This window comes from Nonomuraea sp. NPDC049141, assembly GCF_040648415.1.
Lineage (GTDB): Bacteria > Actinomycetota > Actinomycetes > Streptosporangiales > Streptosporangiaceae > Nonomuraea.
In genome coordinates this window covers 16,921-40,875 of the sequence record NZ_JBEZDR010000005.1, presented here as the reverse complement: position 1 = coordinate 40,875, position 23,955 = coordinate 16,921, and the positions used below count along the sequence as shown (strand labels likewise).

The window sequence follows — 23,955 nt, the reverse complement described above, 5'->3', positions numbered from 1 at the left end:
ACCATGGCATTCGAGCTGGTCTGCGAGATCGAACCCCCCACGAAGCCTGATCTGAAGCACGTCCGGCACCAGATCGGCACGATGAGCAAGATCGCGCACTCGTTCCTCATCCCCGACAACCACATCGGCCGGGCGACCGTGTCCAGCGTGGCCGTCGCGCACGAGGTCGAGGCGATGGGCGGGCGGAGCATCGCCTGCCTCAACTCCCGTGACCGCAACCTGCTCGGGTTCCGGCGCGACCTGCTGACGGCTGCGGCCTATGGGGTGGACCAGTTCCTGTTCGTCTACGGTGACAAGCCGGCGAGCGGCGGCCGGACCAGTGACCTGACCGTGCGTTCGATGATCGACGAGGCCAGGGACTTCGACGCCGGGTTCCGCGTCGGCGCGGCGGCCGGGCTGCGTCCGCTGCCCGCCTGGAAGCGCGCGGCCGACTTCCTGTTCCTCCAGGTCGGTTTCTCATTGGAGGCCCTGCTGCGCTGGCGCGAGGCCAACCAGGTCGACGTGCCGGTCTACGCGGGCGTGATGGTCCTGGCCAGCGAGCGCCACGCCGGCGCCCTGGCCGCGGCCATCCCCGACATCGCCATCCCCGACCGGCTGATCCGCGCGGTGGCCGCCGACCGGATGGCGGGCGTGGAGGCGGCCTGCGAGCAGGTCCTGGCCATCCGCGACTCGGGCGCCTTCGACGGCGTCCACCTGATCCCGGTCAGCCGCTACCGCGACGTCGAATCGAGGCTGGCCACCGCGCTCTGAGACCGGGCCAGGGAGGCGAACAACGTGCCGGTCAGGGCGACGGCGAACAGTAGCGCGTACGTCCGCTCGAACCCGTGCATCACCTGCCCCACCGCCACCGGCGACAGCTTGGCCAGCGTCCCCGCGTACACCTGGGCCCGTTCGACGGGGCCGACCGAGCCGGCCAGGACGCTCAGGGACGCGCCCACGCTGATCACGATCCCCACGTTCATGATCATCACCCGGAACCCGTTCACCACCCCCAGACTGCCGCGCGGCAGGGCCCGCATGACCTGCGTGGTGTTGCCGGTCAGGAATGTGCCGCTCCCGCACCCGGCCACGAACAGACCGACCCCGATGATCCAGTACGGCGTGGCGGGATCGGCCGTCAGCATCAGGATGCCGAGGCCCAGGGCGCTCATCAGCGTGCCGCCGATCGACAGGAAGTACGGGGAGATCTTCAGCGAGCCCGCGAGCGGCGAGGCCAGGGCCATGCCGACCGGCACCGGCAGCACGCTCAGCCCGGCCGTGAAGGCGTCCACGCCCCTGGCCGCCTGGAAGTACAGCGCCACGACCAGGATCAGCGCCGCGCGGGCCAGCGCGTTGCAGAAGGAGGCCAGGTTCGCGAAGGCCAGCAGTCGCCCGCCGAACAGCCGCAGGTCGAGCACCGGATGCGCGGCCCGGCGCTCCACCAGCACGATCAGCGGCACCAGCACCGCGAACACCGCCGCCCCGATCAGCACGGCAGGACTCGACAGCCCGGCGGAACCCGCCTCGGACAGGGCGATCAGCGCGGCCGAGAGCGCGGCGAACAGCAGCGCGTTGCCCAGCGCGTCCACCGGTTCACGTGGGCCCCGGGGCATCTTGCGCAGGACGACCGCGCCCCAGCTCAGAGCGATCAGGCCGGCCGGCACGTTCACCCAGAAGATCCACTGCCAGCCGGCCGTCTCCGCGATGAGGCCGCCCAGCGTCGGCCCGGCGAGCTGTGCCACGGACAGGGTGCCGATGTAGACGCCCATGCCCTGGCTAAGCCGGTCGGGCGGGAACGCGTCGGTGATGATGACCGTGCCGTTGGCCAGGATCATCGCGGCCCCGATCGCCTGCAGCACGCGCATGGCTACCAGGAACCACACGCCCGGCGACAGCCCGGCCAGCAACGAAGCCACGGTGAACAGGGCGAACCCCGTCAGGTAGATCTCCCGCCTGCCGAGCAGGTCGGCCACCCGCCCGAAGAACACCAGGCTCGCGGTGTTGACCAGCAGGAACGACAGCAGGATCCAGCCCGACTCGAACGCGCCGGCGTGGAAGTGCCGCACCACCGAGGGGAGCGCGACGTTCAGCGTGCTGCCGGCGATGCCGATGAGGACGAGCCCCAGGCTCGTCACGGAACACACGCGCCAGGCATAGCGGAGACGGCTGTCGTAATCGGGGGAGACCGCGACCATGCCCTCCACTATGACGTACGACGTACGTCCGATTTGTCGCAGGTGGTCACCTGGCCCGCTTGCGCAGCCCTTCGAGATCGTGGATCACCACGCGCCGCCGCCCGGTCTCGATCAGCCCGCGGTCGCGCAGCGTCCGCAGCGCCTTGCTGACCGCCTCGCGCGAGGCCCCGGTCCACCCGGCCAGCTCGTCCTGCGAGAGCGGCAGCGCCACGCGTACGCCGCTGTTGGTCTTCTCGCCGTAGCGCTCGGCCAGCTCGATCAGCCTGGTCGCCACCCGGCCCGTGGTGTCGAACGCGCCGTACTCGATCCGCTTCCTGTCGGCGTCGCGCAGCCGCCCCGTGACGAGCTGCATGAGCAGTACGGCGATACGTCCGTGATCCTGCAGGAACGCGGGGAAGTCGCGGATCACCATGCCCGCGATCGGCTCCAGCGCGGTGACCGTGGCCGAACGCGGGGAGCCGTCGATGGCAGACATCTCACCGAGCAGCGCGCCCGGCCCACGTACGGCCAGCACGACCTCGGTGCCGCTGCTCGTGTGCGACGACACCTTCACCCGGCCCTCGGTCAGTACGAGCACCCAGTCGGAGGTGTCGCCCTCGCTCATCACGGTCGTCCCGCGATCCCACCTGCGCGGACGTCCCGCGGTGCGCATCTCCTCGACATCGTCGGCTGTGAGCATGGAGAGGAACTCGCCGGGATCTGGGTTCATGCGCCGATTATGTCGGTACGAACACCGCCCATCTAGGTCAATGACGTCAGAACGTAGGCGTCCACGAGTTCTTCCTTGCCCTTGAGGCTCAGCTTTCCCAGCGGGTTCACCGTGACGCCGACGCCCAGTTGCTTGCGGGTCGTCTCGCCGATCACCACCGTGCCCGGTTCGGCCAGGCCCTGCAGCCTGGCGGCCACGTTCACGCAGTCGCCCATCGCGTTGAAGCCGCGCAGCTCCGGGCTGCCGATGTTGCCGACCAGGGCGGGACCGGTGTTGACGCCGACGCGGAACGTCGGCCACGCCTCCGCGTCCTCCCGCTTCCAGGCGATCTCCTCGGCCACCTCGGCGGCGGCCTCCTGCATGGCCAGGGCCGCCCGGCAGGCCGCCCTGGCGTGGCCGGTCTGCGTGGCCGGGGCGTTGAACAGGGCGAGCAGCGCGTCGCCGACGAACTGCACGATCGTGCCGCCGTTGGTCAGGATGCAGGGCACCGCGGCCGTGTGATAGCGGTTGAGCATCTCGACGATCTCGCCGGGCGTGACCCGCTCCGAGAACGTGGTGAAGCCCTTGAGGTCGGCGAAGAGCGCGGTGAGTTCCTTCATCTGGCCGCCGAGCGCCGCCTGGGCGGGGTCGGCGAGCAGGGCGGCGGCCACGTCGGGCGACATGTACTGCCGGAACAGCGTATTGAGCTCCTGGTAGAGACGGGCGTTCTCGAGAGAGATCGACAGCTGCCCGGCCAGGGTGGCGGCCAGCGCCTCGTCCTGCGACGTGCGGCCGACCGGCACCTCCAGCACGCCCGCCAGGTGGCCCTTGACGGTCAGCGGGAAGGCGAACAGGTTGTCGCGTCTGATCGGGGCGTCTCCGGAGAACTCGTACTCGCGCGAGCCGATCTGCGTCCTGCCGTCGGCGATCAGGCCGATCCGTACGTCGCCGTACGCCTGGCGGACGCGTTCCAGCGCGGTGGCCAGGAGGTCGGTCTCGGACTGGTGCACGCGGGTCTGGGCGCTCACCGCCACCAGGGCGCCTAAGCGCTGGGAGAGCTCGCGCTCGCTGGCCAGCGCCTCGCCGGCCCGGTCGAGAATCGCGGCCTGCCCCTCGGTGAGCCGGAACTTGCCCGACAGCCGGGTCGCCGCCAGCGGCTCGCCGCGCCGTACGTGCTCGACCAGCTCCTCCAGGACCTCGTCGTACTGCCGCTGGATGCGGGCCACGGTCGCCGACAGCGCCACCGAGTCGAACAGGCCGGCGCTCGACCCCTCACGCATGAACTGCAGGTACGCGCTGTAGGCTACGAAGACGAAGGCCAGCGTCAGCAGGATGTGCCACTCCCACCAGGACAGGTGCCAGTTGAGCTGCGACATCCCGGCGATCATGGCCTCGGCGAGCAGCGCGTAGGCGGTGATCAGGCTGACCAGCATGGCCGACGGCCGCTGCCTGTGCAGCTGGTACATCATCACGCTCGCTGCCCCGTACAGGCCCAGGCCCGGCAGCGACAGCCAGACGAGCCAGTCGACCGGCTCCTTGAGAGGCGGCTCGCTGAGCGGCGTCAGCCCGGGGATCAGCGAGGCCACTCCCCAGAGGATCATGAACCCGAAGAGCACGCCTCGGATGACGTGCTGGGACTTCAGTACGGTCTGCGCCGCCCGCTCGCCCAGCGGAAAGGCCGAGACGAACGCGAACGCCGAGGCGATCGTGAGCCCGACCTGCTGCCCGAGGTCGAACCCCATTGATCCGGTCGGCAGGATGACCTGCGGCGTGGCCATGCCGTGCAGGAAGAAGAACCCGGCGCTGGCCAGGAACACCATGGAGACCAGGAAGAGCCGGGCGTCCTGCCGTCTGCGCGACGCCTCGCTGATCATCGTGCCCAGCACCACGTTGATGCCGGCCACCGCGATGATCATCCAGAAGTGGCTGGAGTGGTGCTCCCACATGATGTTGAGGTGGTCCTGGGCCAGGAGCAGCCAGAGGCCGAGCAGTGGCAGGACCAGATGGATGGCCCAGACCACCCCGCGCACCGGCTGCGTGGCAGGAGGGAGGTAAGGACTGGCGGTCGGCAAGGTCATCCTCCGTGGAATACGTGCGCCCCCGAACAGTCCCGATTATCCACGGCCGACAAGGCCCGCCAATGCGTCCTTTTACCCACAGCCGACTTTCATGACTCGTCAAGTAGCGTCATACGCATTGTCGCGTGATGAACACGTTATGTAGTTCTTGTCATCCTTTGGAACGTTTGAAACGTGAATCTCATGCTCACCCTGAGCAACACACGTTCCTCGGAGGAAAACCCGTGGCCATCAAGATTCGCGGTGGGCGCACGCTCACCCTCGCCACTGTCGGAGCGCTGGCCGTCTCGCTCCTCGCCGTCGGCGGAGTCGCCACCGCGTCGTCGGCGGAAGAGGTGTACGCCTGCGTGCACAAGAAGTCGCGGTACGTCCGTATCGTCAACCCCACCACTCCGTGCAAGAAGACGGAGATCCGGATGGTGATCGGCGGCGGCGGTCAGTCGACGACCACGATCACGGAGGGCACCAAGGGCGACACCGGCCCGCAGGGCCCGAAGGGTGACACCGGCCTCCAGGGCAGGCAGGGCTTCCCCGGCAAGAACGGCAAGAACGGTCTGCCGGGCAAGGACGGCCTTCCGGGTAAGAACGGCATCGACGGCAAGGATGGCCTCCCTGGCAAGGACGGCAAGGACGGTCTGCCCGGCAAGAACGGCACCGACGGCATCGATGGCAAGGACGGCAAGGACGGCCTTCCGGGCAAGGTCGGCGCCGACGGCAAGGACGGCAAGGACGGCCTGCCTGGTAAGGACGGTAAGGACGGCGTCGACGGCAAGAACGGGCTGCCGGGCAAGGACGGCGCCGATGGCAAGAACGGCAAGGACGGCCTGCCCGGTAAGGACGGCAAGGACGGCAAGGACGGTGCCGACGGTAAGGGCATCACCTACACGACCTACACCCGTTCGAGCTCCTTCAGCTCGGGCAGCGGCTCCGTCTCCTGTTCCAGCGGCGACGTGGCGACCGGCGGCGGCTTCACCATCAGCGGCAGCGGCAACGTCACCAGCAGCGCCCCCAGCGGCGGCTCGGGTTGGTCGGTCACCGCAGTCAAGGACGACAACAACAACATGGCCACCCAGAACAGCGGCAACCACGGCATAAGTGGCACCGTCTACGTGGTCTGCCTCAAGAAGTCCTGACTGAACGACGAGGGCCGGTACGGCAGCACCCCGTACCGGCCCTCGCGGGAACCTCAGCCGAACAACGCGGGCAGCGTGCCGGAGTGCGTCTCGCGCAGCTCCGCGACCGGCACCTCCAGCACCCCCTCCACCACCAGCGACGTGCCGCCGGTGGTGCCGAGGCCGTAGCAGGGCACCTCGTGGTCGGCGCAGAGCGCGGCGAACCGGTCGAACGCCTCCGGCCGGATCACCACCAGCGCACGCGCCGACGACTCGCTGAACAGGCCGGTGAACGCGTCGCCGCTCAGCGCCACCGTCGCTCCGATGCCCCGCGCCAGGCAGGACTCGGCGAGCGCGATGGCCAGGCCACCGTCGGACAGATCGTGGGAGCCCTCGACGAGCCCCAGCGCGGCGGCCTCCACCAGCACGGTGGCCATGGCCTGCTCGGCCGCCAGGTCGGCCTCGGGCGGCAGGCCGCCGAGGTGACCGTGGGCGACGTGCGCCCACTCCGAGCCGCCGAACTCCTCCTTCGTCTCACCGAGCAGCGCGATGCGCAGGCCCTCGGCGACGAACCCGGTGGCGACCCGCTTGGCCACGTCGTCGATCACGCCGAGCACGCCCACGACCGGGGTCGGGTGGATCGGGGTCGAGCCGGTCTGGTTGTAGAAGGAGACGTTGCCGCCGGTGACCGGCACGCCGAGGGTCCGGCAGGCGTCGGCGAGCCCGCGTACGGCCTCGGCGAACTGCCACATGACCTCGGGGTCCTCGGGCGAGCCGAAGTTGAGGCAGTTGGTGACGGCCAGCGGGCGGGCCCCGGTGACGGCGACGTTGCGGTAGGCCTCGGCCAGTGCGAGCTGGGCGCCCGCGTAGGGGTCGAGCCGCGCGTAGCGGCCGTTGCCGTCGGTGGCCAGGGCGATGCCCCTGGTCGTCGGCTCGGCCCCGGCCATGATCTCGGAGATGCGCAGCATGCCGGCGTCGGCGGGCTGGGCGAGCACGGTGTTGGACCGGACGTAGCGGTCGTACTGGGAGGTCACCCACTCCTTCGACGCCAGGTTCGGTGAGCCGAGCAGCTCCAGGAGGGTGGCGCGCAGGTCGGCGGGCCGGTCGAGGCGGTCGGGGGTGTCGGCGTTGAGCGCCTGCTGCCCGGCGGGCTCGTGGAACGGCCGCTCGTAGACCGGGCCGTCGTCGGCGGCGGTGCCGGGCGGGATGTCGACGATCGTCTCGCCGTCCCAGGTCATCACCAGCCGGCCGGTGTCGGTGACCTCGCCGATCACGGTGGCCGGGACATCCCACTTCTGGCAGATCGCCATGAACGCCGAGATGTCCGACGGCCGGACCACGGCCATCATCCGCTCCTGCGACTCGCTCATCAGGATCTCCTCGGGCTTGAGCGAGGGATCGCGGAGCGGGACCAGGTTGAGGTCGACGTGCATGCCGCCGGTGCCCTTGGCGGCCAGCTCGGTGGTCGCGCACGAGACGCCGGCCGCGCCGAGGTCCTGGATGCCCACGACCACGTCGGCCGCGTACAGCTCCAGGCAGCACTCGATGAGCAGTTTCTCCATGAACGGGTCGCCCACCTGCACGGCGGGCCGCTTGGCGTGCGACTCGTCCTCGAAGGTCGCCGAGGCGAGCACCGACGCGCCGCCGATGCCGTCGGGCCCGGTCGAGGCGCCGAACAGCACCACCTTGTTGCCCGGCCCCGGCGCGGTGGCCAGCTTGATCTGGTCCTTGCGCAGCAGGCCCACGCAGAGCGCGTTGACCAGCGGGTTGCCGATGTAGCAGGGGTCGAAGACGACCTCGCCGCCGATGTTGGGCAGGCCCAGGCAGTTGCCGTAGCTGCTGATGCCCTCGACCACGCCGGGCAGCACGCGCCGGGTGTCGTTCTGGTCGGCCCCGCCGAAGCGCAGCGCGTCCATGACCGCGATCGGGCGGGCGCCCATCGACATGATGTCGCGGACGATCCCGCCCACGCCGGTCGCGGCGCCCTGGTGCGGCTCCACGTAGGACGGGTGGTTGTGCGACTCGATCTTGAAGGTGGCGGCCCAGCCGTCGCCGATGTCGACGACGCCGGCGTTCTCGCCCATACCGACGAGCAGTGCGTCGGACTTGGGGGCCTTGGTGGCGAACTGCCGCAGATGCACCTTGGACGACTTGTACGAGCAGTGCTCGGACCACATGACGCTGTAGATGGCCAGCTCGGAGCCCGTGGGACGGCGGCCGAGGATCTCCTTGACCCGGTCGTACTCCTCCTGCTTCATCCCCAGCTCGGCGAACGGCATCGGCTCGGCGGGTGTCTCGACGGCCCGCTTGACGCTGTCGGTGCTCACGCGTTCACCAGCTTCTTGAGGATGGAGGTGAAGAAGCCGAGCCCGTCCGTGCTCGGCGCGCCGACCAGGTTTTCGACGGCGTGCTCGGGGTGCGGCATGAGACCGACCACGTTGCCCGCCTCGTTACGGATGCCGGCGATGTCGTTGAGGGAGCCGTTGGGGTTGCCGAGGTAGCGCACGACCACACGGTTGTCCGCTTCGAGCGCGGCGAGCGTCTCGGGGTCGGCGACGTAGCGGCCTTCGCCGTGCTTGATGGGCAGCACGACCTCCTGGCCGGGCTCGAACGAGTTGGTCCAGGGCGTGCCGGTCGCCTCGACGCGGAGCCGCTGGTCACGGCAGACGTAGTGCAGCGACGCGTTGCGCGTCAGCGCGCCCGGCAGCAGGTGCGCCTCGCACAGGATCTGGAACCCGTTGCACGTGCCGAGCACGGGCAACCCCTCACGGGCCGCCGGGACGAGCTCCCGCATCAGCGGGGCGAACCGAGAGATGGCGCCACACCGCAGGTAGTCGCCGTAGGAGAAGCCGCCGGGCAGGAAGACGGCGTCCACACCCTTGAGGTCGTGGTCGGCGTGCCACAGCGGAACGGCTTCCGCGCCGGACAGTCTGATCGCTCTGGCGGCGTCCTGGTCGTCGAGAGTTCCTGGAAAGGTGACTACCCCCACGCGGGCGCTCATGTCTTGCGTCTCCTCCAGCGTTTCGTGGTGTGCACAGCAAGGCTATCTGGTGCTCGTCCATGCCACTCAACGGCGTCATCACACCCACGCGTGGAGACGGGCCGTCGGGACGGCCCGTGGCGGGGTTGAGAGTCGGCTAGACCGCGGCCAGCTCGCGGGAGCGGCGGTTCGCCGTTTCCTCCCAGGCGAGGGTCTTGCGGAGGTGGACCGTGGTGCCACGGCCGGGAGTGATGCCGAAGGAGATCTCATCCACGACCGAGCGCATGATCAGCAGGCCGCGGCCGTTCTCGGTGTCGGGGGGTGGAAAGGTCAGGGGCATCGAGGGGATGCCGACCCCGTTGTCGACAACGCGTACATCGCAGCGGCCGGAGCCGATCGAGGCCGTGACCTCGTAACGGTTGGCCGGGCCGCCGTGGCGTACCGCGTTGGAGCACGCCTCGGAGACCGCGAGCAGCATGTCGGAGATGCACGCCTCGCTCACGTTGAGCGAACGCATCGCATCTCCCAGCACTCGCCTGACCATCGGTATGCCGATCGCATCCCGGGGCAGCGCCAACGAGAACTCAATATCCACCGGACTCCTCCGGGCTCCGGAATGTCACCTGGAGTAGGTTTCCCCGTGAAATCGGGGCTAACCGCAAAATCACGTTGTTGTTATTTACTGTTGGCAAGCTCGTGGCATTGTGGCACGCCCGAACCCGACTTTAGCCGGTCGCGGGTATTTCCAGGCGTCAAATGTGCCGTTCTACTGTTCGACGCGCACGGTGTAGTCCTCGATGACGGTGTTGGCCAGCAGGGTCTCGGCCATCTTTCGGACGTCCGCAAGTGCCGCCTCGTCGGCCGGCCCCTCCAGGTCGACCTCGAAGCGCTTGCCCTGGCGTACGGCTGCGACTCCGGAGAAGCCCAGCCTGGGCAGTGCGCGGGCGATGGCCTGGCCCTGCGGATCGAGAATCTCGGGCTTCAGCATGACGTCTACGATGACGCGCGCCACTGCGTTCCTCCTGGGTGCGGCGGGAGATGGGAAAGCCAGCCTACCGGCGCGTGTGGCAGGCAACACAACGGGAAGTGGGAGGGCATGGGGCTTGCGCGAAGGGCCGTGACGTCTGCCACCATGTCCCCAAACGCGTACGAACCACCACCACATGGTCCGACGCTCGAAAGGCTGGCCTAAGGTGGCAACCCCATCGACCCCGGCCCTGACCGCACAGGAGTGGCACGTGACCGTCGACGCCTCTCGTGGTGCCCAAGCACCCCCGGAGCTCGTCCAGCTCCTCACCCCGGAGGGTGAGCGGGTCGAGCACCCCGACTACGACATCGATCTCAAGCCAGAAGAGGTCAGGTCCCTCTACCGCGACCTCACACTCGTCCGGCGCATCGACCTGGAGGCCGTCGCGCTGCAGCGGCAGGGCGAGCTCGGCATCTGGGCGTCACTGCTCGGCCAGGAGGCCGCGCAGATCGGCTCCGGCCGGGCGCTGACCGACGCGGACATGGCCTTCCCCACCTACCGCGAGCACGGCGTGGCCTGGTGCCGTGACGTCGACCCGGTGAAGCTGCTCGGCCTGTTCCGCGGGGTGAACCATGGCGGATGGGACCCCAAGGAGCACAACTTCCACCTGTACACGATCGTGATCGGCAGCCAGACCCTGCACGCCGTCGGCTACGCGATGGGGATCCAGCGCGACGACGCGACCGCGGCCGTGATCGCCTACTTCGGCGACGGCGCCACCTCCCAGGGCGACGTGAACGAGTCGTTCATCTGGGCCAGCGTGTTCAACGCGCCGATCGTGTTCTTCTGCCAGAACAACCAGTGGGCCATCTCCGAGCCGCTGGAGAAGCAGAGCCGCATCCCCCTCTACCGCCGGGCCTCCGGGTTCGGCTTCCCCGGCCTCCGGGTCGACGGCAACGACGTGTTCGCCTGCCTCGCCGTGACCAGGCAGGCGCTCAAGAACGCCCGCGAAGGCCAGGGCCCGACGCTCATCGAGGCGTTCACGTACCGGATGGGCGCCCACACCACCACGGACGACCCGACGCGCTACCGCGTGGCGAGCGAGCTGGAGGCGTGGAAGCTCAAGGACCCGATCGAGCGGGTCAAGGCGTACCTGTTCAAGAACGAATTCGCCGACCAGGCCTTCTTCGACTCGGTCGAGGGCGAGGCCGACCAGCTCGGCGCCGACCTGCGCAGGCGCTGCCTGGCGATGCCCGACCCCGGACCGCTCGACATCTTCGACCACGTGTACGCCGAGCCGCACGCGCTGATCGACGAGGAACGCGCCCAGTACGCCGCCTACCTGGAAGGCTTCGAGTCATGAGCGTGCTCAGCCTGTCCAAGGCGCTCAACGAGGGCATGCGCAAGGCGATGGAGGACGACTCCAAGGTCCTCATCATGGGTGAGGACGTCGGCAAGCTCGGCGGCGTGTTCCGCGTCACCGACGGCCTGCAGAAGGACTTCGGCGAGGACCGGGTCATCGACACCCCGCTGGCCGAGTCGGGCATCATCGGCACCGCGATCGGCCTGGCGCTGCGCGGCTACCGGCCGGTGTGCGAGATCCAGTTTGACGGCTTCGTCTTCCCCGCGGCCGACCAGATCATCACCCAGCTCGCCAAGATGCCGATGCGCTCGCTCGGCGCGATCAAGCTGCCCGTGGTCGTCCGCATCCCCTGCGGCGGCGGCATCGGCGCGGTCGAGCACCACAGCGAGTCCCCCGAGGCCTACTTCACGCACACCGCCGGGCTGCGCGTGGTCGCCTGCTCCAACCCGGCCGACGCCTACACGATGATCCAGCAGGCCATCCGCTGCGAAGACCCGGTCATCTTCTTCGAGCCCAAGCGGCGCTACTGGGAGAAGGCCGAGGTCGACACCGTCGACACCGACTGGTGGCCACCCCTCGACCGGGGCCGGACCGTGCGCCAGGGCACCGACATCACGCTGATCGCCTACGGCCCGATGGTGAAGACCTGCCTGGAGGCCGCCACTGCCGCCGAGGCCGACGGGCGCTCGGTCGAGGTCATCGACCTGCGCTCGCTCAACCCGCTCGACACGCCGCTGGTCATGGACTCGGTACGCCGTACCGGCCGGGCCGTGGTGGTGCACGAGGCGCCGGTCAACAGCGGCTTCGGCGCCGAGCTGGCGGCCCGGATCACCGAGCAGTGCTTCTACCGGCTGGAGTCACCGGTGCTGCGCGTCGGCGGCTTCTCCACGCCCTACCCCCCGTCGAAGCTGGAGGAGCACTACCTGCCCGACCTGGACAGGGTGCTCGACGCCGTCGACCGTGCCTTCGGCTACTGAGGAGGGGCCTCATGCGACGTGAATTCAAGCTTCCCGACGTCGGCGAAGGCTTGACGGAGGCGGAGATCGTCCGCTGGCACGTCAAGGCCGGCGACGCGGTCAAGGTCAACCAGATCGTCGTGGAGATCGAGACGGCCAAGTCCATCGTCGAACTGCCGATCCCCTGGGACGGCGTGGTCTCCGGCCTGATGGCCGACGAGGGCCAGACGATCGACGTCGGCCTCCCGATCATCGCCGTCGACACGGACGAGGCGGATGACGCCTCCGGCCAAGCGGCCGACACCTCCGGCCGGGCGGACGACGTTTCCGGAGAGGAGGCCGGCCGGATCGAGGCGCTGGCGGACGACCTGGTCCCGCGACCCCCGGCCGAGGGGGCCGTCGAACCCGGCGCCCACGGCAGCCCCGCCCCCAAGGAGGAACGCCAGGCGGTCCTGGTCGGCTACGGCGTCAAAACCGGCGCCACCAAACGCCGCCCCCGCAAATCCCGCCCCGACAAGCCCTCCGGCTCCGGCCAGTCGCCGGTGATCCCGGCCACTCCGGTCGCGAACCCGTCCCGCGTCGAGGTCTCCGCCGCACCTGGTGCCACTCCGGCGGGGATCGGCGCGCCTCGGGGTCCCGTGGGGGGCGGCGCGGCCCGCACGGACCTCAGCCCGTCGCAGGTCGCCGTCCTGGCCAAACCGCCGGTCCGCAAGCTGGCCAAGGACCTGGGCGTGAACCTGGCCGGCCTGGCGGGTTCGGGCCCCCACGGCTCGATCACCCGGGACGATGTCCACGCCGCCGTGGCGGGGCCCGCCCCTCAGGCGGCACCCCAGCAGGGCGAGGAGCGCATCCCCGTCAAGGGCGTCCGCAAGATGACCGCCCAGGCCATGGTGGCCAGCGCCTTCACCGCCCCGCACGTCACCGAGTTCCTCCAGCTCGACGTCACCGAGACCATGGACGCGGTCCGGCGTCTGCGCACTCTCCCGGACTTCGCCGAGGTCAAGGTCTCGCCGCTGCTCCTGGTCGCCAAGGCCGTGCTCACGGCCGCCAGGCGGCACCCGATGATCAACTCCTCGTGGGACGAGGCCGCTCAGGAGATCGTGGTCAAGCACTACGTCAACCTGGGCATCGCCGCGGCCACCCCGCGCGGTCTCGTCGTCCCCAACATCAAGTCCGCCCACCAGCTGTCCCTCCCCGAACTGGCCGCCGAACTGGGCCGGCTGGCGGAGACCGCCAGGGCGGGCCGCACCCAACCGGCCGAGATGGCGGGCGGCACGATCACGATCACGAACGTGGGCGTGTTCGGCGTCGACACCGGCACCCCGATCCTGAACCCGGGCGAGGCCGCCATCCTCGCCTTCGGCCAGATACGGGACATGCCGTGGGTGGTGGACGGCGAACTGGCGGTACGCAAGGTCACGACCCTGGCGCTCTCCTTCGACCACCGGATCGTGGACGGCGAGCTGGGGTCGCTGTTCCTGCGCGACGTCGGCGCCATGCTGGAGGACCCGCTCCGCATGCTCGCCTGGAGCTGAACCGGGGCGGGCGCGAAGGCCCGTTCGTCTGTGTGAGGACGGGCTTGTCCAGGAGGCTCAGTAGCAATGCGGGCGGCCGCGCACAGACGTAGGTCACGGCAGCTGAGTTCAGCGGGGACGGCGGGGCTGGATGGGACCGGCTTCGGCGGTGACGCGGGCGGAGGTCTCTTCACCGGGGCGGACGTAGCGGTCGAGGCTGGCCAGGTGCTGGTGGCGGCTCTTGGCCCGCAGTTCGGGCGCGGTCCGGCCGGCGTGGGCCAGATGCTGCAGAGCACTGTGGCGGAGCTGGTGCAGCGTCCAGCCCTGCCGGTGCGGGTCGAGCTGGGCTGAGGCGGTCTTGAACAGGTACTCGGCGCGCGGATAGGACAGCCGCCCCCGCCCAGTGGCGGGGTCGATGTCGGCGGATGCAGGGGCGCGCGGGCCAGAGACGGGCGCACGCCGGTCGGCCAGGAACAGCGGCCCGGTGGTGCGGCCGGCCAGCAGGCGGGGCAGTAGCCGGGCGGTGGGGGTGGCCCAGTGCACGTACTCGATTGCGCCGCCCTTGGAGACGACGCGGGCGCGGCGGAACTCCAGGTCGAGGTCCTCGACGTTGAGGGAAAGGATTTCCTCGGCGCGGGCGGCCGTGTCGTACAGCAGCCGCCACAGCAGTCGTTCGCGCAGGGCGTGGGCGGGGTCGTTGAAGAGCGTCTCCAGCCGGGTGCGCGGGATGGAGCGGTCGCCGCGGCGGGCGGGTGTGCGGCGCTGCAGGCGCCGGGCCGGGTTGGTGTCCAGCAGGTCCTGGCGCTGGGCCCAGGTGGTGAAGGAGCGCAGGGCGGACAGGTGCCGGTTCCAGGTGGCGGCGGCCGCGGTCTTCCAGCGGTCCATCACCGCGGCGTAGTGCTCGGGGGTCAGGTCGGCGACCTGGTGGTGGGGGCCGGTCACGGCGGTCAGCCGGGCGAGTGTTTCGGTGTAACCGGCGCGGGTGGTGGCCGTGGTGATGGAGTCGAGGAAGCGCCCGGCCGCCGACTCGATGCCGGCCGCGGTCGTCGCGTCGGCGGCTGGGCCGGGTTGGCTGGGGAAGGCCACGACGGACACGGGCACCCTCCTGGCAGGCAGTGTGACACATAATGTGGCCGAGTCGCCCTCACAGCGGCGAACGCCGATATGGGCGGACACGACCCGATGGCCAGCAGTGTGACAGATAATTCAAATTCTGTGTCGTATGTGAGTGGATGGCGGAGGACGTGATCTGGCGGCGCGCTCCGTGTTTCCGCATGTCAGGCTCACGGTCCACGCCGATCGGCTCAACTGCCATACCCTGCCGGAAATTTTGCCGTCGCCCGCGGACACGTAGGAGTTGAAAGCCCTCAGCGTACGGAAGGTCTGACGAGGATGACGCGTGAGTGAACATGATGAGCGGTCCTGGTTCGAGGCGGTGTACCGGCGAACCTATGAGCAGATCCTCGGATATGCCGTGCGGCGGTGTTCCTCGCCCGAAGACGCCGCCGACGTTGTGGCCGAGACCTACGTGATTGCCTGGCAGCGGATTGCCGAGTTCCCCGACGGTGAGGCCGGCAAGCTGTGGCTGTACGGCGTGGCCCGGCGAGTTCTGGCCAATCACCGCCGTAGCGAGCGGCGCAGGCTCACCCGGCACACCGAGCTCACCGACGAGATCCAACAGCTCTACGCCGCCCCCTCTCGCCACGGTGAGCAGCACGGCGTGGACGAGGCCATGAGCATGCTCGCCGACAGCGATCGTGAGCTGCTGGCCCTGGCTCTCTGGGAGGGGCTCGACCCCGGAGAGATCGCCACAGTGCTGGACTGCTCCCGCAACGCCGCCAGGATCCGCCTGCACCGGGCCCGCAAGCGCTTCGCCAAGGCCTTGGAAAAGACCCGCCCATCGGCCGCCGGTTTCGCGTCGCGGCCGCTCATCCAGAAGGAGTCAGGGTGAACAACGACCAGATTTTCAAGGACCGGGCGAGGGCGCTGGATGCGGACCTGGCCGGCAGCGCGTCCACCGCGGGGGCGGACGCGCTGCTGGTGCAGATCGTCTCGCTGGAGCGCGTTCCGGCCCGACGACGGCTCTTGCCCTCTCCTCGCCGCGCCCTGCTCGGCATGGCCGCGGTCGCCACCCTGGTGGGAGCCATCGTCGTCGGGCCGTCCCTGTTCGAGGCCTCCGAGCAGGTGTACGCCAGCCAGGCGGTGACGATCGACCGCGTCGGAGATGACTACGCCTTCTACTTCACCGATGGAGATCCTGACCCCGCCGAGCTGAAGAAGGCCTTCCACAAGGTCGGCCTGGACAACCTCACGGTGACGCTGACCCCCGTTTCGCCGCGGCAGCCGGGCACCGTCTTCGGTTTCGAGAAGTCCGACCCCGACGCACATGCGCTATTCACCGGTGAAAACTGCCCTGAACGGCTCCCAGGCTGCATTACGTCCTTCAGCGTCACCGCGGATATCAAGGGCCCCGCAGAGGTCAGCCTGGGCCGCCCGGCGAAGCCCGGTGAGAAGTACTCCTACCCCGCCGATGCGAGCTGGCCGGGGGAGGCGCTGGCCGGGGTGAAACTTCAGGGACGTCCGGTGTCCGAGGCGGTACGCGTCGTGCGCGAGCGTAACTTGAAGGTGGCCTACGAGTTCGACTGGCCGCTGCGGAACAGTGACGAAGGCGTTCGTTACGAGGAGAACGTGTCGGCTTCCCGCATCGATCCCGGCGCGTCGGTGGCGCGCGCGGATTCCTACAACGACGGCGTGATCGTCCTGCACGTCGTGCCGGACCCGGCCGCGACTCCGCCGCCCGGATTCTGAGCAGCCCGGTGTGATTTATCGGCCCACTCGGACATGACGTCCTTCAAGAGTGAGGCTGGGCCGGACCAGGTGGGTAGTCGTTCGCGCGCACGGCTGTCCACCTCGCCAGGGCGTTCTGCGGGGAAGCCGCCGACCACTTGCCGTCTAGGCGAGGGTGGGCGCGAGGACGCGCTTGTCGGCCGAGGTCGGCCCGTATGACCCGACCCAGACGGGCGCGCCCAGAGCGTCCGTCACCGCTGCGGGCCAGTCGGTGACGGCGTCGCCGTACACCGGCTTGGCCCGCAGCAGGCGCGCGGTGAGTGTGGCCCGGTCGCCATGCCAGAGGTCTGTCTCACAGCCCTCGTACGCGTGACACAGCCGAGACACCGGCGCGTCCAGGTGCGTGAGCGCCAGCCCGTCGACACCCCCCGCCACCGCCACCGCGTACCGATGCGCCACGGCGTCGAAATGCCCCACCCGGAACGGCCCCTGCCACGGCCCGGTGCCGTTGTGCCGCTCCGGCAGCTCCAGCGTGGGGTCCTCCGTGACCAGCGGCCCCGGCCCGTGCCGGGGCGTGTAGGTCCGCAGCACGCCGAGCCGGACGGCCCCGGCCCCGCCCAGCAGCTCCAGCGCGTTCGCGAACGTCGTGGTGCTCCAGGTCGTGTACGGGTCGAACCCGTGGTTCTCGTCCAGCAACACCCCCTGCGCCCCCTCGAACACCACCGGCCCCCGCCTGAGCAGGTCATCAGCCGAATCCACCAGCCGGACCCGCGACGCGAACCCCCGGTAGGCCGCCACGCAGTCCGCCACCGGCGGCCCGTCCACACCCAGCGCCTCCCGCAGCACGCCGAGCTTGCGGGTCAGCGTCGCGGGAGAGTCGCCCGCGCGCGGGGCGAGCGAGCCGTGCGCCAGCGCGTACGCCATCGTCTCGCCGACGCCCATCCCGCACGACCCGTGCCGCTCCGCCCCGCGCGCCTGCTCCCGCCGGCGGCCCGCCTCGATGTGGTACGGCGTGGCCAGCAGGCAATCCCGATGGACCGTGAGCAACCCGAACGGATCCGGCACGCCGAGCCGTGCCAAATGGGCGGCTTCGGCGGAGAGCGCCAGCGGATCGACCACCACGAACCTCGACAGATGCGTCGGCACACCCCGCAACGTCCCCGAGCCGAACTGCGCGAACGTGTGGTGCCGGCCATCCGGCAGCACCACGTTGTGCGCCGCCTGCGCGCCGCCGTTGAAGCGGATCACCGCGTGGACCGGCCGGGTGGCGCACAGCCAGTCCACGACGGTGCCCTTGCCCGCGTCGCCGTACCCGAGGTCGGCGACGATGACGTGCTCGCTCACGCGTCCAGCCCGTCGAGCGGCTCTGAGCTGACGTGTTCGCTCACGCGTCCAGCCCGTCGAGCGGCTCCGACACCACGAGCGTGCCGCGGTCGAGTTTGGCCAGTGCCTTCGACACCGAGGCGCCGGCGCGCGAGCCGAGCCCGGCCAGGTCGTCGAGGCCCTCGTCGAGGCCGATGGCGTCCTCGCCGAGCCCGACCGTGAGCGCGATCGTCTCGCAGACCGCGTCCAGGTCGTCGAGCTCCAGCACGTTCTGGCCGAGCAGGCCGCGCCAGGTGCTCAGCACCTTCGCGTTCCCGGCGTAGCTGGCCCCGGCGGGCAGGATGTAGTAGACGTCGTACTTCTGGGTCAGCTCGGCGACCATCGCCGCGACGTCGATGTCGCGCTGGCGCGGGTCGCCGATCAGCTTGGTGACGGCCTTCCCGCTGACCCGCGGATAGGGCAGCTCGTCGCCGATCATGAACAGGTATCCCCGCTTGCCGCGCTTCTCGTAGCAGTCGATCGAGGTGTGCCTGGCCATGAAGTACATGGCCAGCTCGTACGACTCGCACATCTGGCCGCCGCCCCCGCCCTCCAGCAGGATCTGCCCGAGCTGTTCGTCCATGCGGTTGTCGGACTCGAACTGCCCGACCTGGAGCGGCGCCCGGTCACAGGTGGCGTCACCGATCGCGCCGAACATGATCTGCGGATCCGTGGCGTACCCCTTGCGCAGCAGCAGCCCGAGCAGGTCGGGCAGCTTGGCCTGCAGCGTGCGCGGGACGTTGCCCATCGAGCCGGTGACGTCGAAGAGCACGGCGACGGCCAGCGAGTCCGGGTGCTCGTCGGAGTCGCGGCTCTCCCGCGTGACGCCGAAGGGGTCGAGGTCGGGGTGGGTGGTGGAGGCGCCGCTGTCGCTGTAGGCGAAGGCGCTGGCGCCGGTGGCGGCCCGGTAGCGGGCGGCCGAGCTGTAGACGTCGGTGGACCAGATTCCGCTGCCCATGATCTTCTCCCTAGAGGTGAAGGGGCCGGTAGGTACGCGGCCCGTAAAGGTCTTCGAGGAGCTCGTCGAGCTCGGCGAGCAGTGCCCACGCGTCGGAGGGCGGGCGCCGCAGGCAGCCGCCGACGAAGGCGCGCATCGCTCGGGGGTGGTCGCCGAGCAGGCCGGCGACGCATCGGGTGACGCCCAGGACGTCGCCCGAGGCGTCCTTCGAGGCGTCGGTGAGATACGACCGGCACCAGTCGACGAGGACGAGTCCGTGGTCGATGGGGTGGACGAGTACGTGGCGGGGGAGCACGGCGCCGTGCGTGACTCCGGCCCGGTGCGCCAGGCCGGTGGCCACCAGCAGGCGCCGCCAGATCCAGGCCACGTCCCGGGGGTCGAGGCCGGTGCCGAGCCGGGTCAGGGTGATGAAGCCGCTGGGTGCCCGGCTGAGGACGTTCGCCTGCCGTACGGTCCGCCCAGCTTTATGCCGAAATTTCGAGACAAGGCGGGGAATGTACGGCAGGAAGCGCGGGTCCGCGTCCGAGGCGATCTGAGTGAGTGCGGCGGCCTCCCGCACCAGCAGGTGGTTGTCGGCCGGGTCACGCGGCAGCTTGAGCAGCGCGTCGTCGTCGGCCGGGTACAGGACGGCGGTGCCGCCCCGATGCAGGAGCGGCCCGATCCGATAGGGACCCACCCGCTGACCGCGGTTGTAGTCGGACCACAGCTCGGCCAGCCTGGCGAACGCCCCCGCGGTCTCCGGAGACACGTCCGGGTGGAGTAACCGGGCCAGGCGCCGGTAGACCCGCGCGGGGGAGTCGCCCGCGAAGAGGTCGCCGGCCGAACGCGCCCCTGTGACGATCGACGCGGCCTCCTCGGCGTTCACCGGATCTCCTCCTCGTTTCACCGGATCTCGTCTTCCCGCGAGGGCCGTAGCAGGGCGGGATGCAGCAGCCGGGCGTCGCCCGCGCGGTACAGCTTGGCCCGCGGCCCGCCCTTGGGCCCGCCGGTCTGCGTGGTCTCGCCGGTGCCCTCCACGAACCCGGGCACCGACAGCACCTTGCGGTGGAAGTTGCCCGCGTGCAGCGGCGTGCCCCACACGCTCTCGTAGATCAGCCGCAGCTCGGAGACCGTGAACGTGTCGCCGGCGAAGGCCGTGGCCAGCGGGGTGTACTCCAGCTTCGACCGGGCCCGCTCCACGCCGTCGGCCAGGATGCGCTGATGGTCGAAGGCCAGCCGCGGCACGTCGTCGACCGGATGCCACACGGCCGCCGCCGCGTCGGTGCCCGCCCGGGGGTCGGGCAGGTCGGGGGCGAAGGCCAGGTACGAGATCGACACCACGCGCATCCGCGGGTCCCTGCCGGGGCCGCCGAAGCTGGCCAGCTGCTCGATGTGCGCGGGCGCGGTGTCCAGCCCGGTCTCCTCGGCCAGCTCGCGTACCGCCGCCTCGGCCAGGTCCTCGTCGGGCCGGATGAAGCCCCCGGGCAGTGCCCAGGCGCCCTCGTACGGCTCGACGCCGCGCTCCACGATCAGGACGTGCAGCCGCCGGTCGCGGATGGTCAGCGCCACCACGTCGACCGTCACCGCGACCGGTGGGTACCGCCGCGGGTCGTAGCCGGCCAGGAACTCTTCCATCGCACGTCCTTCTCAAAGTGAGTCAATCTCTCTCTGAGAATAACCAGCCAACCCCAACATGTCCACAAATTTGGGCATTTACGAGATCGCGTTTAGTTGTTAAGAAGGTTTATTAACAAACTCCATCGAGCTTGCGAGGACCCATGGCCCGCTCCCGGCTCATCCTCATCCTGCTCTGGACCTGCACTTTGCTGGTCAGCGCAGGGGGTGTCGCCCTGGCCGCACCGGCGGCGACCGCTTCCTCCACAGCCCTCTCCGGCTACAAGATCCAGTCATCCGCCAAGGTGTCGGACTCCGGCACCGCGATCTCCACTCCCGGCTACGCGGCCTCCGGCTGGTATCCGGTCGGCCCGCGCTCGACCGTCCTGGCCGGGCTGCTGGAGAACAACGTCTACTCCGACCCGTTCTTCTCCACGAACATGCAGTCGATCCCGACCGCCGACTTCGACGTCCCCTGGTGGTACCGCTCGGACTTCACCCTCGGCTCCGAGGCCGGGTTACGCACGTTCCTCGATTTCAGCGGCGTGATGTCGAGCGCCGACGTGTGGGTCAACGGCACCCAGGTGGCCACCGCCGCTCAGGTCGCCGGCGCCTACACCCGGCACGAGCGCGACGTCACCGCGCTGGTCCACCCGGGCGTCAACTCGGTGGCCTTCCGCGTCAACGCCAACAACCCGAACAACCACCTGACGATCGGCTGGATCGACTGGGTGCAGGTCCCGCGCGACGACAACACGGGCATCTTCCGTGACGTGCTGATCAGGCGCAGCGCCGACGTCTCCTTACGCGACGCGCACGTGATCACCAACCTGGCCGTGCCCGCCCTCGACCGCGCCGACCTCACGATCAAGGCCGACGTACGCAACGGCACCGGCAGTGCGGTGACCACCACGGTCAGCGGGACGATCGGCTCGCTCGCGTTCTCCCAGAACGTCTCGCTCGCGGCGAACGAGACGAAGCGCATCACGTTCAGCCAGACGCTGACGAACCCACAGGTCTGGTGGCCCTACCAGATGGGCGCCCAGCCGCAGTACGACCTCAACCTCACGGCGACCGTCGGCGGCGCGGTGAGCGACACGCTGACCCAGCGCTTCGGCGTCCGCAAGGTCGAGTCGGCCAAGAACGCCAGCGGCCGCCGCTTCTACAAGATCAACGGCCGGTCGATCCTGATCAGGGGCGGCGGCTGGTCACCGGACATCTTCCTGCGCAAGGATCTGCGCTACCTGGAGGACAAGATCCGGTACGTCAAGGACCTCGGCCTGAACACCATCCGGGTCGAAGGCCACCTGGACACCGACGAGCTCTACGACCTGGCCGACAAGTACGGCATCCTGACCATGCCCGGCTGGGAGTGCTGTAACAAGTGGGAAGGCTCCTTCGCCACGGCCGACTACCCCATCGCCAAGGCGTCGATGCAGGCGGAGGCCACCAGGCTGCGTAACCACCCCAGCGTGATCTCGTTCCTGATCGGCTCCGACAACCCGCCGACGGCCCAGAAGGAGACCAACTACCTCGACGCCCTGACGGCCGCCGAGTGGCCGCTGCCGATCGTCTCCGTGGCCTCGGACAAGTCCAGCCCGCAACTGGGCAACTCCGGCCTGAAGATGCCGGGCCCGTACGAGTGGGTGCCGCCGAACTACTGGTACAACAAGCGCGAAGGCGGCGCGTTCGGCTTCAACTCCGAGACCAGCGCGGGCCCGGACGTCCCGACCCTCGACTCGCTCAAGCGGATGATGACCACCGCGCAGATCAACTCGCTCTGGCAGAGCCCGAGCGCGACGCAGTATCACCGCTCCCCGTCGAGCACGTTCAACAACCTGACGATCTATCACAACGCCCTCAGAGGCCGGTACGGCGTGCCGTCCAGCCTGACGGACTACGTGAAGAAGGCGCAGCTCGCCCAGTACGAGGCGGTCCGCGCGCAGTTCGAGGCGTACGGCCGCAACTTCACCGACTCCAGCAACCCCTCGACCGGCGTCATCTACTGGATGCTCAACAGCGGCTGGTCGTCGCTGCACTGGCAGTTGTTCGACTACTACCTCGACCAGGGCGGCTCCTACTGGGGTGCCCGTGAGGCGAACAGGCCGCTGCACGTCCAGTACTCCTACGACAACAAGTCCGTCGTCGTGGTCAACTCGGGCCCCTCGGCGGCCTCGGGCCTGACGGTCAAGACCGACGTGTTCAACATGGACGGCACCTCGAAGTACACCAACACGGTCACGGTCACCGTCCCCGCCGACGGCGGCAAGGCCACCGCGGTCACCGTCCCGTCGATCAGCGGCCTGTCCACGACCTACCTCGTCCGGCTGAGCCTGCTGCGGGGCGGGGAGGAGATCGACCGCAACGTGTACGCGCTGTCCACGGCGAGCGACGTCATCGACTGGGACAACAACGACTGGTACTACGTGCCGACCACCAGCTACGCCAACCTGACCGGGCTCAACAGCCTGGCCCAGGCCCCGATCACCGCCACCGCCACGTCGCCGTCCCCCGGGACCGTCGCGGTGACGATCAGCAACACCGGCACGGGCAAGATCCCCGCGTTCATGCTCGACGCGCACGTCGTGGACGCGTCCGGCAAACCGGTGCTGCCGATCCAGTGGTCGGACAACGCGATCAGCCTCTGGCCGGGCGAGTCGAAGACCCTGACCGCCACCTACCGGGCCGCCGACCTGAGCGGCGCGGCGAGCGTCAGGGTGTCCGGCTGGAACACCGCGACGCTCACCGTCCCGACCGGCCCGCCGGACACCGAGAAGCCGACCGCGCCGGCGAACCTGCGCAGCACCGCCAAGACGTCCTCCAGCGTCACGCTCTCCTGGGACGCCTCCGCCGACAACACCGGGGTGAGCGGCTATGACGTCTACAACGGCACGACCCTGGCCACCACGGCCACCGGCACGACGGCCACGGTCTCGGGCCTGACGGCCGCCACGTCGTACACGTTCACGGTCAAGGCCCGCGACGCGGCCGGCAACACCTCGGACGCCTCGAACGCGGTGACCGAGACCACCGGCAGCGGCCCGGTCGTCTACCAGGCCGAGGACGCGACGATCTCCCAGGGCGCGGCGGAGTCGAACCACGACGGCTACACCGGCACCGGGTTCGTCAACTACGACAACGTGACCGGCAGCTACGTCGAGTGGACGGTCAACGCCCCCGTGGCGGGACCGGTCACTCTGGAGCTGCGCTACGCCAACGGCACCACGGTGAACCGGCCGATGGCCATCGCGGTCAACGGCGGCACGGCGGTCAACCGCGACTTCAACGGCACCGGCGACTGGGACACCTGGCAGACCTCCACCCTCACCATCAACCTCACCCAAGGAGCGAACAAGATCAGAGCCACCGCCACCACGGCCAACGGCGGGCCGAACGTCGACCGGATCTCGATAGGCTGACCTC

General features: G+C 69.6%; 20 protein-coding genes. 8 read left to right on the top strand and 12 right to left on the bottom strand.

Translation table 11 applies throughout. From position 1 onward, the window contains the following. Positions 1-3: 3 nt before the first annotated feature. Positions 4-750, top strand: a complete 747-nt coding sequence (locus tag AB0B91_RS16155) for a methylenetetrahydrofolate reductase (protein ID WP_358319333.1) — start codon at positions 4-6, stop codon at positions 748-750. On the opposite strand, the gene AB0B91_RS16150 is transcribed toward AB0B91_RS16155, so the two are convergent. From AB0B91_RS16150 to AB0B91_RS16140, 3 genes are read right to left on the bottom strand one after another with little or no spacing between them, the layout of a single operon-like run. Continuing rightward, the gene (locus AB0B91_RS16150; protein WP_358319330.1) at positions 711-2,174 is read right to left on the bottom strand and encodes an MFS transporter; all 1,464 of its coding nucleotides are present in this window, start codon (positions 2,172-2,174) and stop codon (positions 711-713) included. The two genes, AB0B91_RS16155 and AB0B91_RS16150, sit on opposite strands and share 40 nt — an antisense overlap. A 46-nt stretch (positions 2,175-2,220) precedes the next feature. Continuing rightward, complete coding sequence (locus AB0B91_RS16145) at positions 2,221-2,883, bottom strand: Crp/Fnr family transcriptional regulator (protein ID WP_358319327.1); 663 nt, start codon at positions 2,881-2,883, stop codon at positions 2,221-2,223. Between the two features lie 32 nt (positions 2,884-2,915). Next, positions 2,916-4,940, bottom strand: a complete 2,025-nt coding sequence (locus AB0B91_RS16140; RefSeq protein ID WP_358319324.1) for an adenylate/guanylate cyclase domain-containing protein — start codon at positions 4,938-4,940, stop codon at positions 2,916-2,918. Between the two features lie 224 nt (positions 4,941-5,164). Here AB0B91_RS16140 and AB0B91_RS16135 point away from each other — a divergent pair, with 224 nt between their 5' ends. Next, entirely contained in the window at positions 5,165-6,073 is a 909-nt protein-coding gene (locus tag AB0B91_RS16135; protein ID WP_358319321.1) for a hypothetical protein, read from the top strand. 53 nt (positions 6,074-6,126) lie between these two features. On the opposite strand, the gene purL is transcribed toward AB0B91_RS16135, so the two are convergent. The 4 genes from purL to purS form a co-directional block, all read right to left on the bottom strand. Continuing rightward, positions 6,127-8,331 carry a phosphoribosylformylglycinamidine synthase subunit PurL gene (gene purL, locus AB0B91_RS16130; RefSeq protein WP_358320795.1) on the bottom strand — a complete coding sequence of 735 codons (2,205 nt, stop codon included), beginning with the start codon at positions 8,329-8,331 and terminating at the stop codon, positions 6,127-6,129. Positions 8,332-8,375: 44 nt separating this feature from the next. Then, the gene (gene purQ / locus AB0B91_RS16125) at positions 8,376-9,053 is read right to left on the bottom strand and encodes a phosphoribosylformylglycinamidine synthase subunit PurQ (RefSeq protein ID WP_358319318.1); all 678 of its coding nucleotides are present in this window, start codon (positions 9,051-9,053) and stop codon (positions 8,376-8,378) included. A 136-nt stretch (positions 9,054-9,189) separates the two neighbouring features. Then, positions 9,190-9,627: an ATP-binding protein gene (locus AB0B91_RS16120; RefSeq protein WP_358319315.1), complete on the bottom strand. Its 438-nt coding sequence runs from the start codon at positions 9,625-9,627 to the stop codon at positions 9,190-9,192. 171 nt (positions 9,628-9,798) lie between these two features. Then, a complete protein-coding gene (purS, locus tag AB0B91_RS16115; RefSeq protein WP_358319312.1) occupies positions 9,799-10,044 on the bottom strand; it encodes a phosphoribosylformylglycinamidine synthase subunit PurS in 246 nt (81 codons plus the stop codon). 226 nt (positions 10,045-10,270) lie between these two features. On the opposite strand from purS, the gene pdhA reads away from it, so the two are divergent. The 3 genes from pdhA to AB0B91_RS16100 are packed head-to-tail and all read left to right on the top strand — an operon-like array spanning position 10,271 to position 13,853. Further along, complete coding sequence (pdhA, locus tag AB0B91_RS16110) at positions 10,271-11,362, top strand: pyruvate dehydrogenase (acetyl-transferring) E1 component subunit alpha (RefSeq protein ID WP_358319309.1); 1,092 nt, start codon at positions 10,271-10,273, stop codon at positions 11,360-11,362. Next, positions 11,359-12,339, top strand: a complete 981-nt coding sequence (locus AB0B91_RS16105; protein WP_358319306.1) for an alpha-ketoacid dehydrogenase subunit beta — start codon at positions 11,359-11,361, stop codon at positions 12,337-12,339. Before pdhA ends, AB0B91_RS16105 begins: the two co-directional genes overlap by 4 nt. A gap of 11 nt (positions 12,340-12,350) precedes the next feature. After that, positions 12,351-13,853, top strand: coding sequence for a 2-oxo acid dehydrogenase subunit E2 (locus AB0B91_RS16100; protein WP_358319304.1), 1,503 nt, complete (start codon positions 12,351-12,353; stop codon positions 13,851-13,853). Between the two features lie 108 nt (positions 13,854-13,961). On the opposite strand, the gene AB0B91_RS16095 is transcribed toward AB0B91_RS16100, so the two are convergent. Then, complete coding sequence (locus AB0B91_RS16095) at positions 13,962-14,927, bottom strand: tyrosine-type recombinase/integrase (protein WP_358319302.1); 966 nt, start codon at positions 14,925-14,927, stop codon at positions 13,962-13,964. A gap of 304 nt (positions 14,928-15,231) precedes the next feature. Between AB0B91_RS16095 and AB0B91_RS16090 the strand changes: the two genes are divergently transcribed. Further along, positions 15,232-15,783 carry a sigma-70 family RNA polymerase sigma factor gene (locus AB0B91_RS16090; RefSeq protein ID WP_358319299.1) on the top strand — a complete coding sequence of 184 codons (552 nt, stop codon included), beginning with the start codon at positions 15,232-15,234 and terminating at the stop codon, positions 15,781-15,783. Continuing rightward, positions 15,780-16,640, top strand: coding sequence for a hypothetical protein (locus tag AB0B91_RS16085; protein ID WP_358319297.1), 861 nt, complete (start codon positions 15,780-15,782; stop codon positions 16,638-16,640). Before AB0B91_RS16090 ends, AB0B91_RS16085 begins: the two co-directional genes overlap by 4 nt. Positions 16,641-16,784: 144 nt before the next feature. On the opposite strand, the gene AB0B91_RS16080 is transcribed toward AB0B91_RS16085, so the two are convergent. From AB0B91_RS16080 to AB0B91_RS16065, 4 genes are read right to left on the bottom strand one after another with little or no spacing between them, the layout of a single operon-like run. After that, the gene (locus tag AB0B91_RS16080) at positions 16,785-17,963 is read right to left on the bottom strand and encodes an adenylosuccinate synthetase (protein ID WP_358319294.1); all 1,179 of its coding nucleotides are present in this window, start codon (positions 17,961-17,963) and stop codon (positions 16,785-16,787) included. A gap of 40 nt (positions 17,964-18,003) precedes the next feature. Next, positions 18,004-18,939 carry a hypothetical protein gene (locus AB0B91_RS16075; RefSeq protein WP_358319291.1) on the bottom strand — a complete coding sequence of 312 codons (936 nt, stop codon included), beginning with the start codon at positions 18,937-18,939 and terminating at the stop codon, positions 18,004-18,006. 10 nt (positions 18,940-18,949) lie between these two features. Continuing rightward, the gene (locus AB0B91_RS16070) at positions 18,950-19,804 is read right to left on the bottom strand and encodes a molecular chaperone DnaJ (RefSeq protein WP_358319288.1); all 855 of its coding nucleotides are present in this window, start codon (positions 19,802-19,804) and stop codon (positions 18,950-18,952) included. Between the two features lie 17 nt (positions 19,805-19,821). Continuing rightward, a complete protein-coding gene (locus AB0B91_RS16065; RefSeq protein WP_358319286.1) occupies positions 19,822-20,553 on the bottom strand; it encodes an NUDIX hydrolase in 732 nt (243 codons plus the stop codon). Positions 20,554-20,696: 143 nt separating this feature from the next. On the opposite strand from AB0B91_RS16065, the gene AB0B91_RS16060 reads away from it, so the two are divergent. Continuing rightward, positions 20,697-23,951 (top strand): fibronectin type III domain-containing protein, encoded by a 3,255-nt coding sequence (locus tag AB0B91_RS16060; RefSeq protein WP_358319283.1) that lies wholly within the window; start codon positions 20,697-20,699, stop codon positions 23,949-23,951. Positions 23,952-23,955 lie beyond the last annotated feature (4 nt).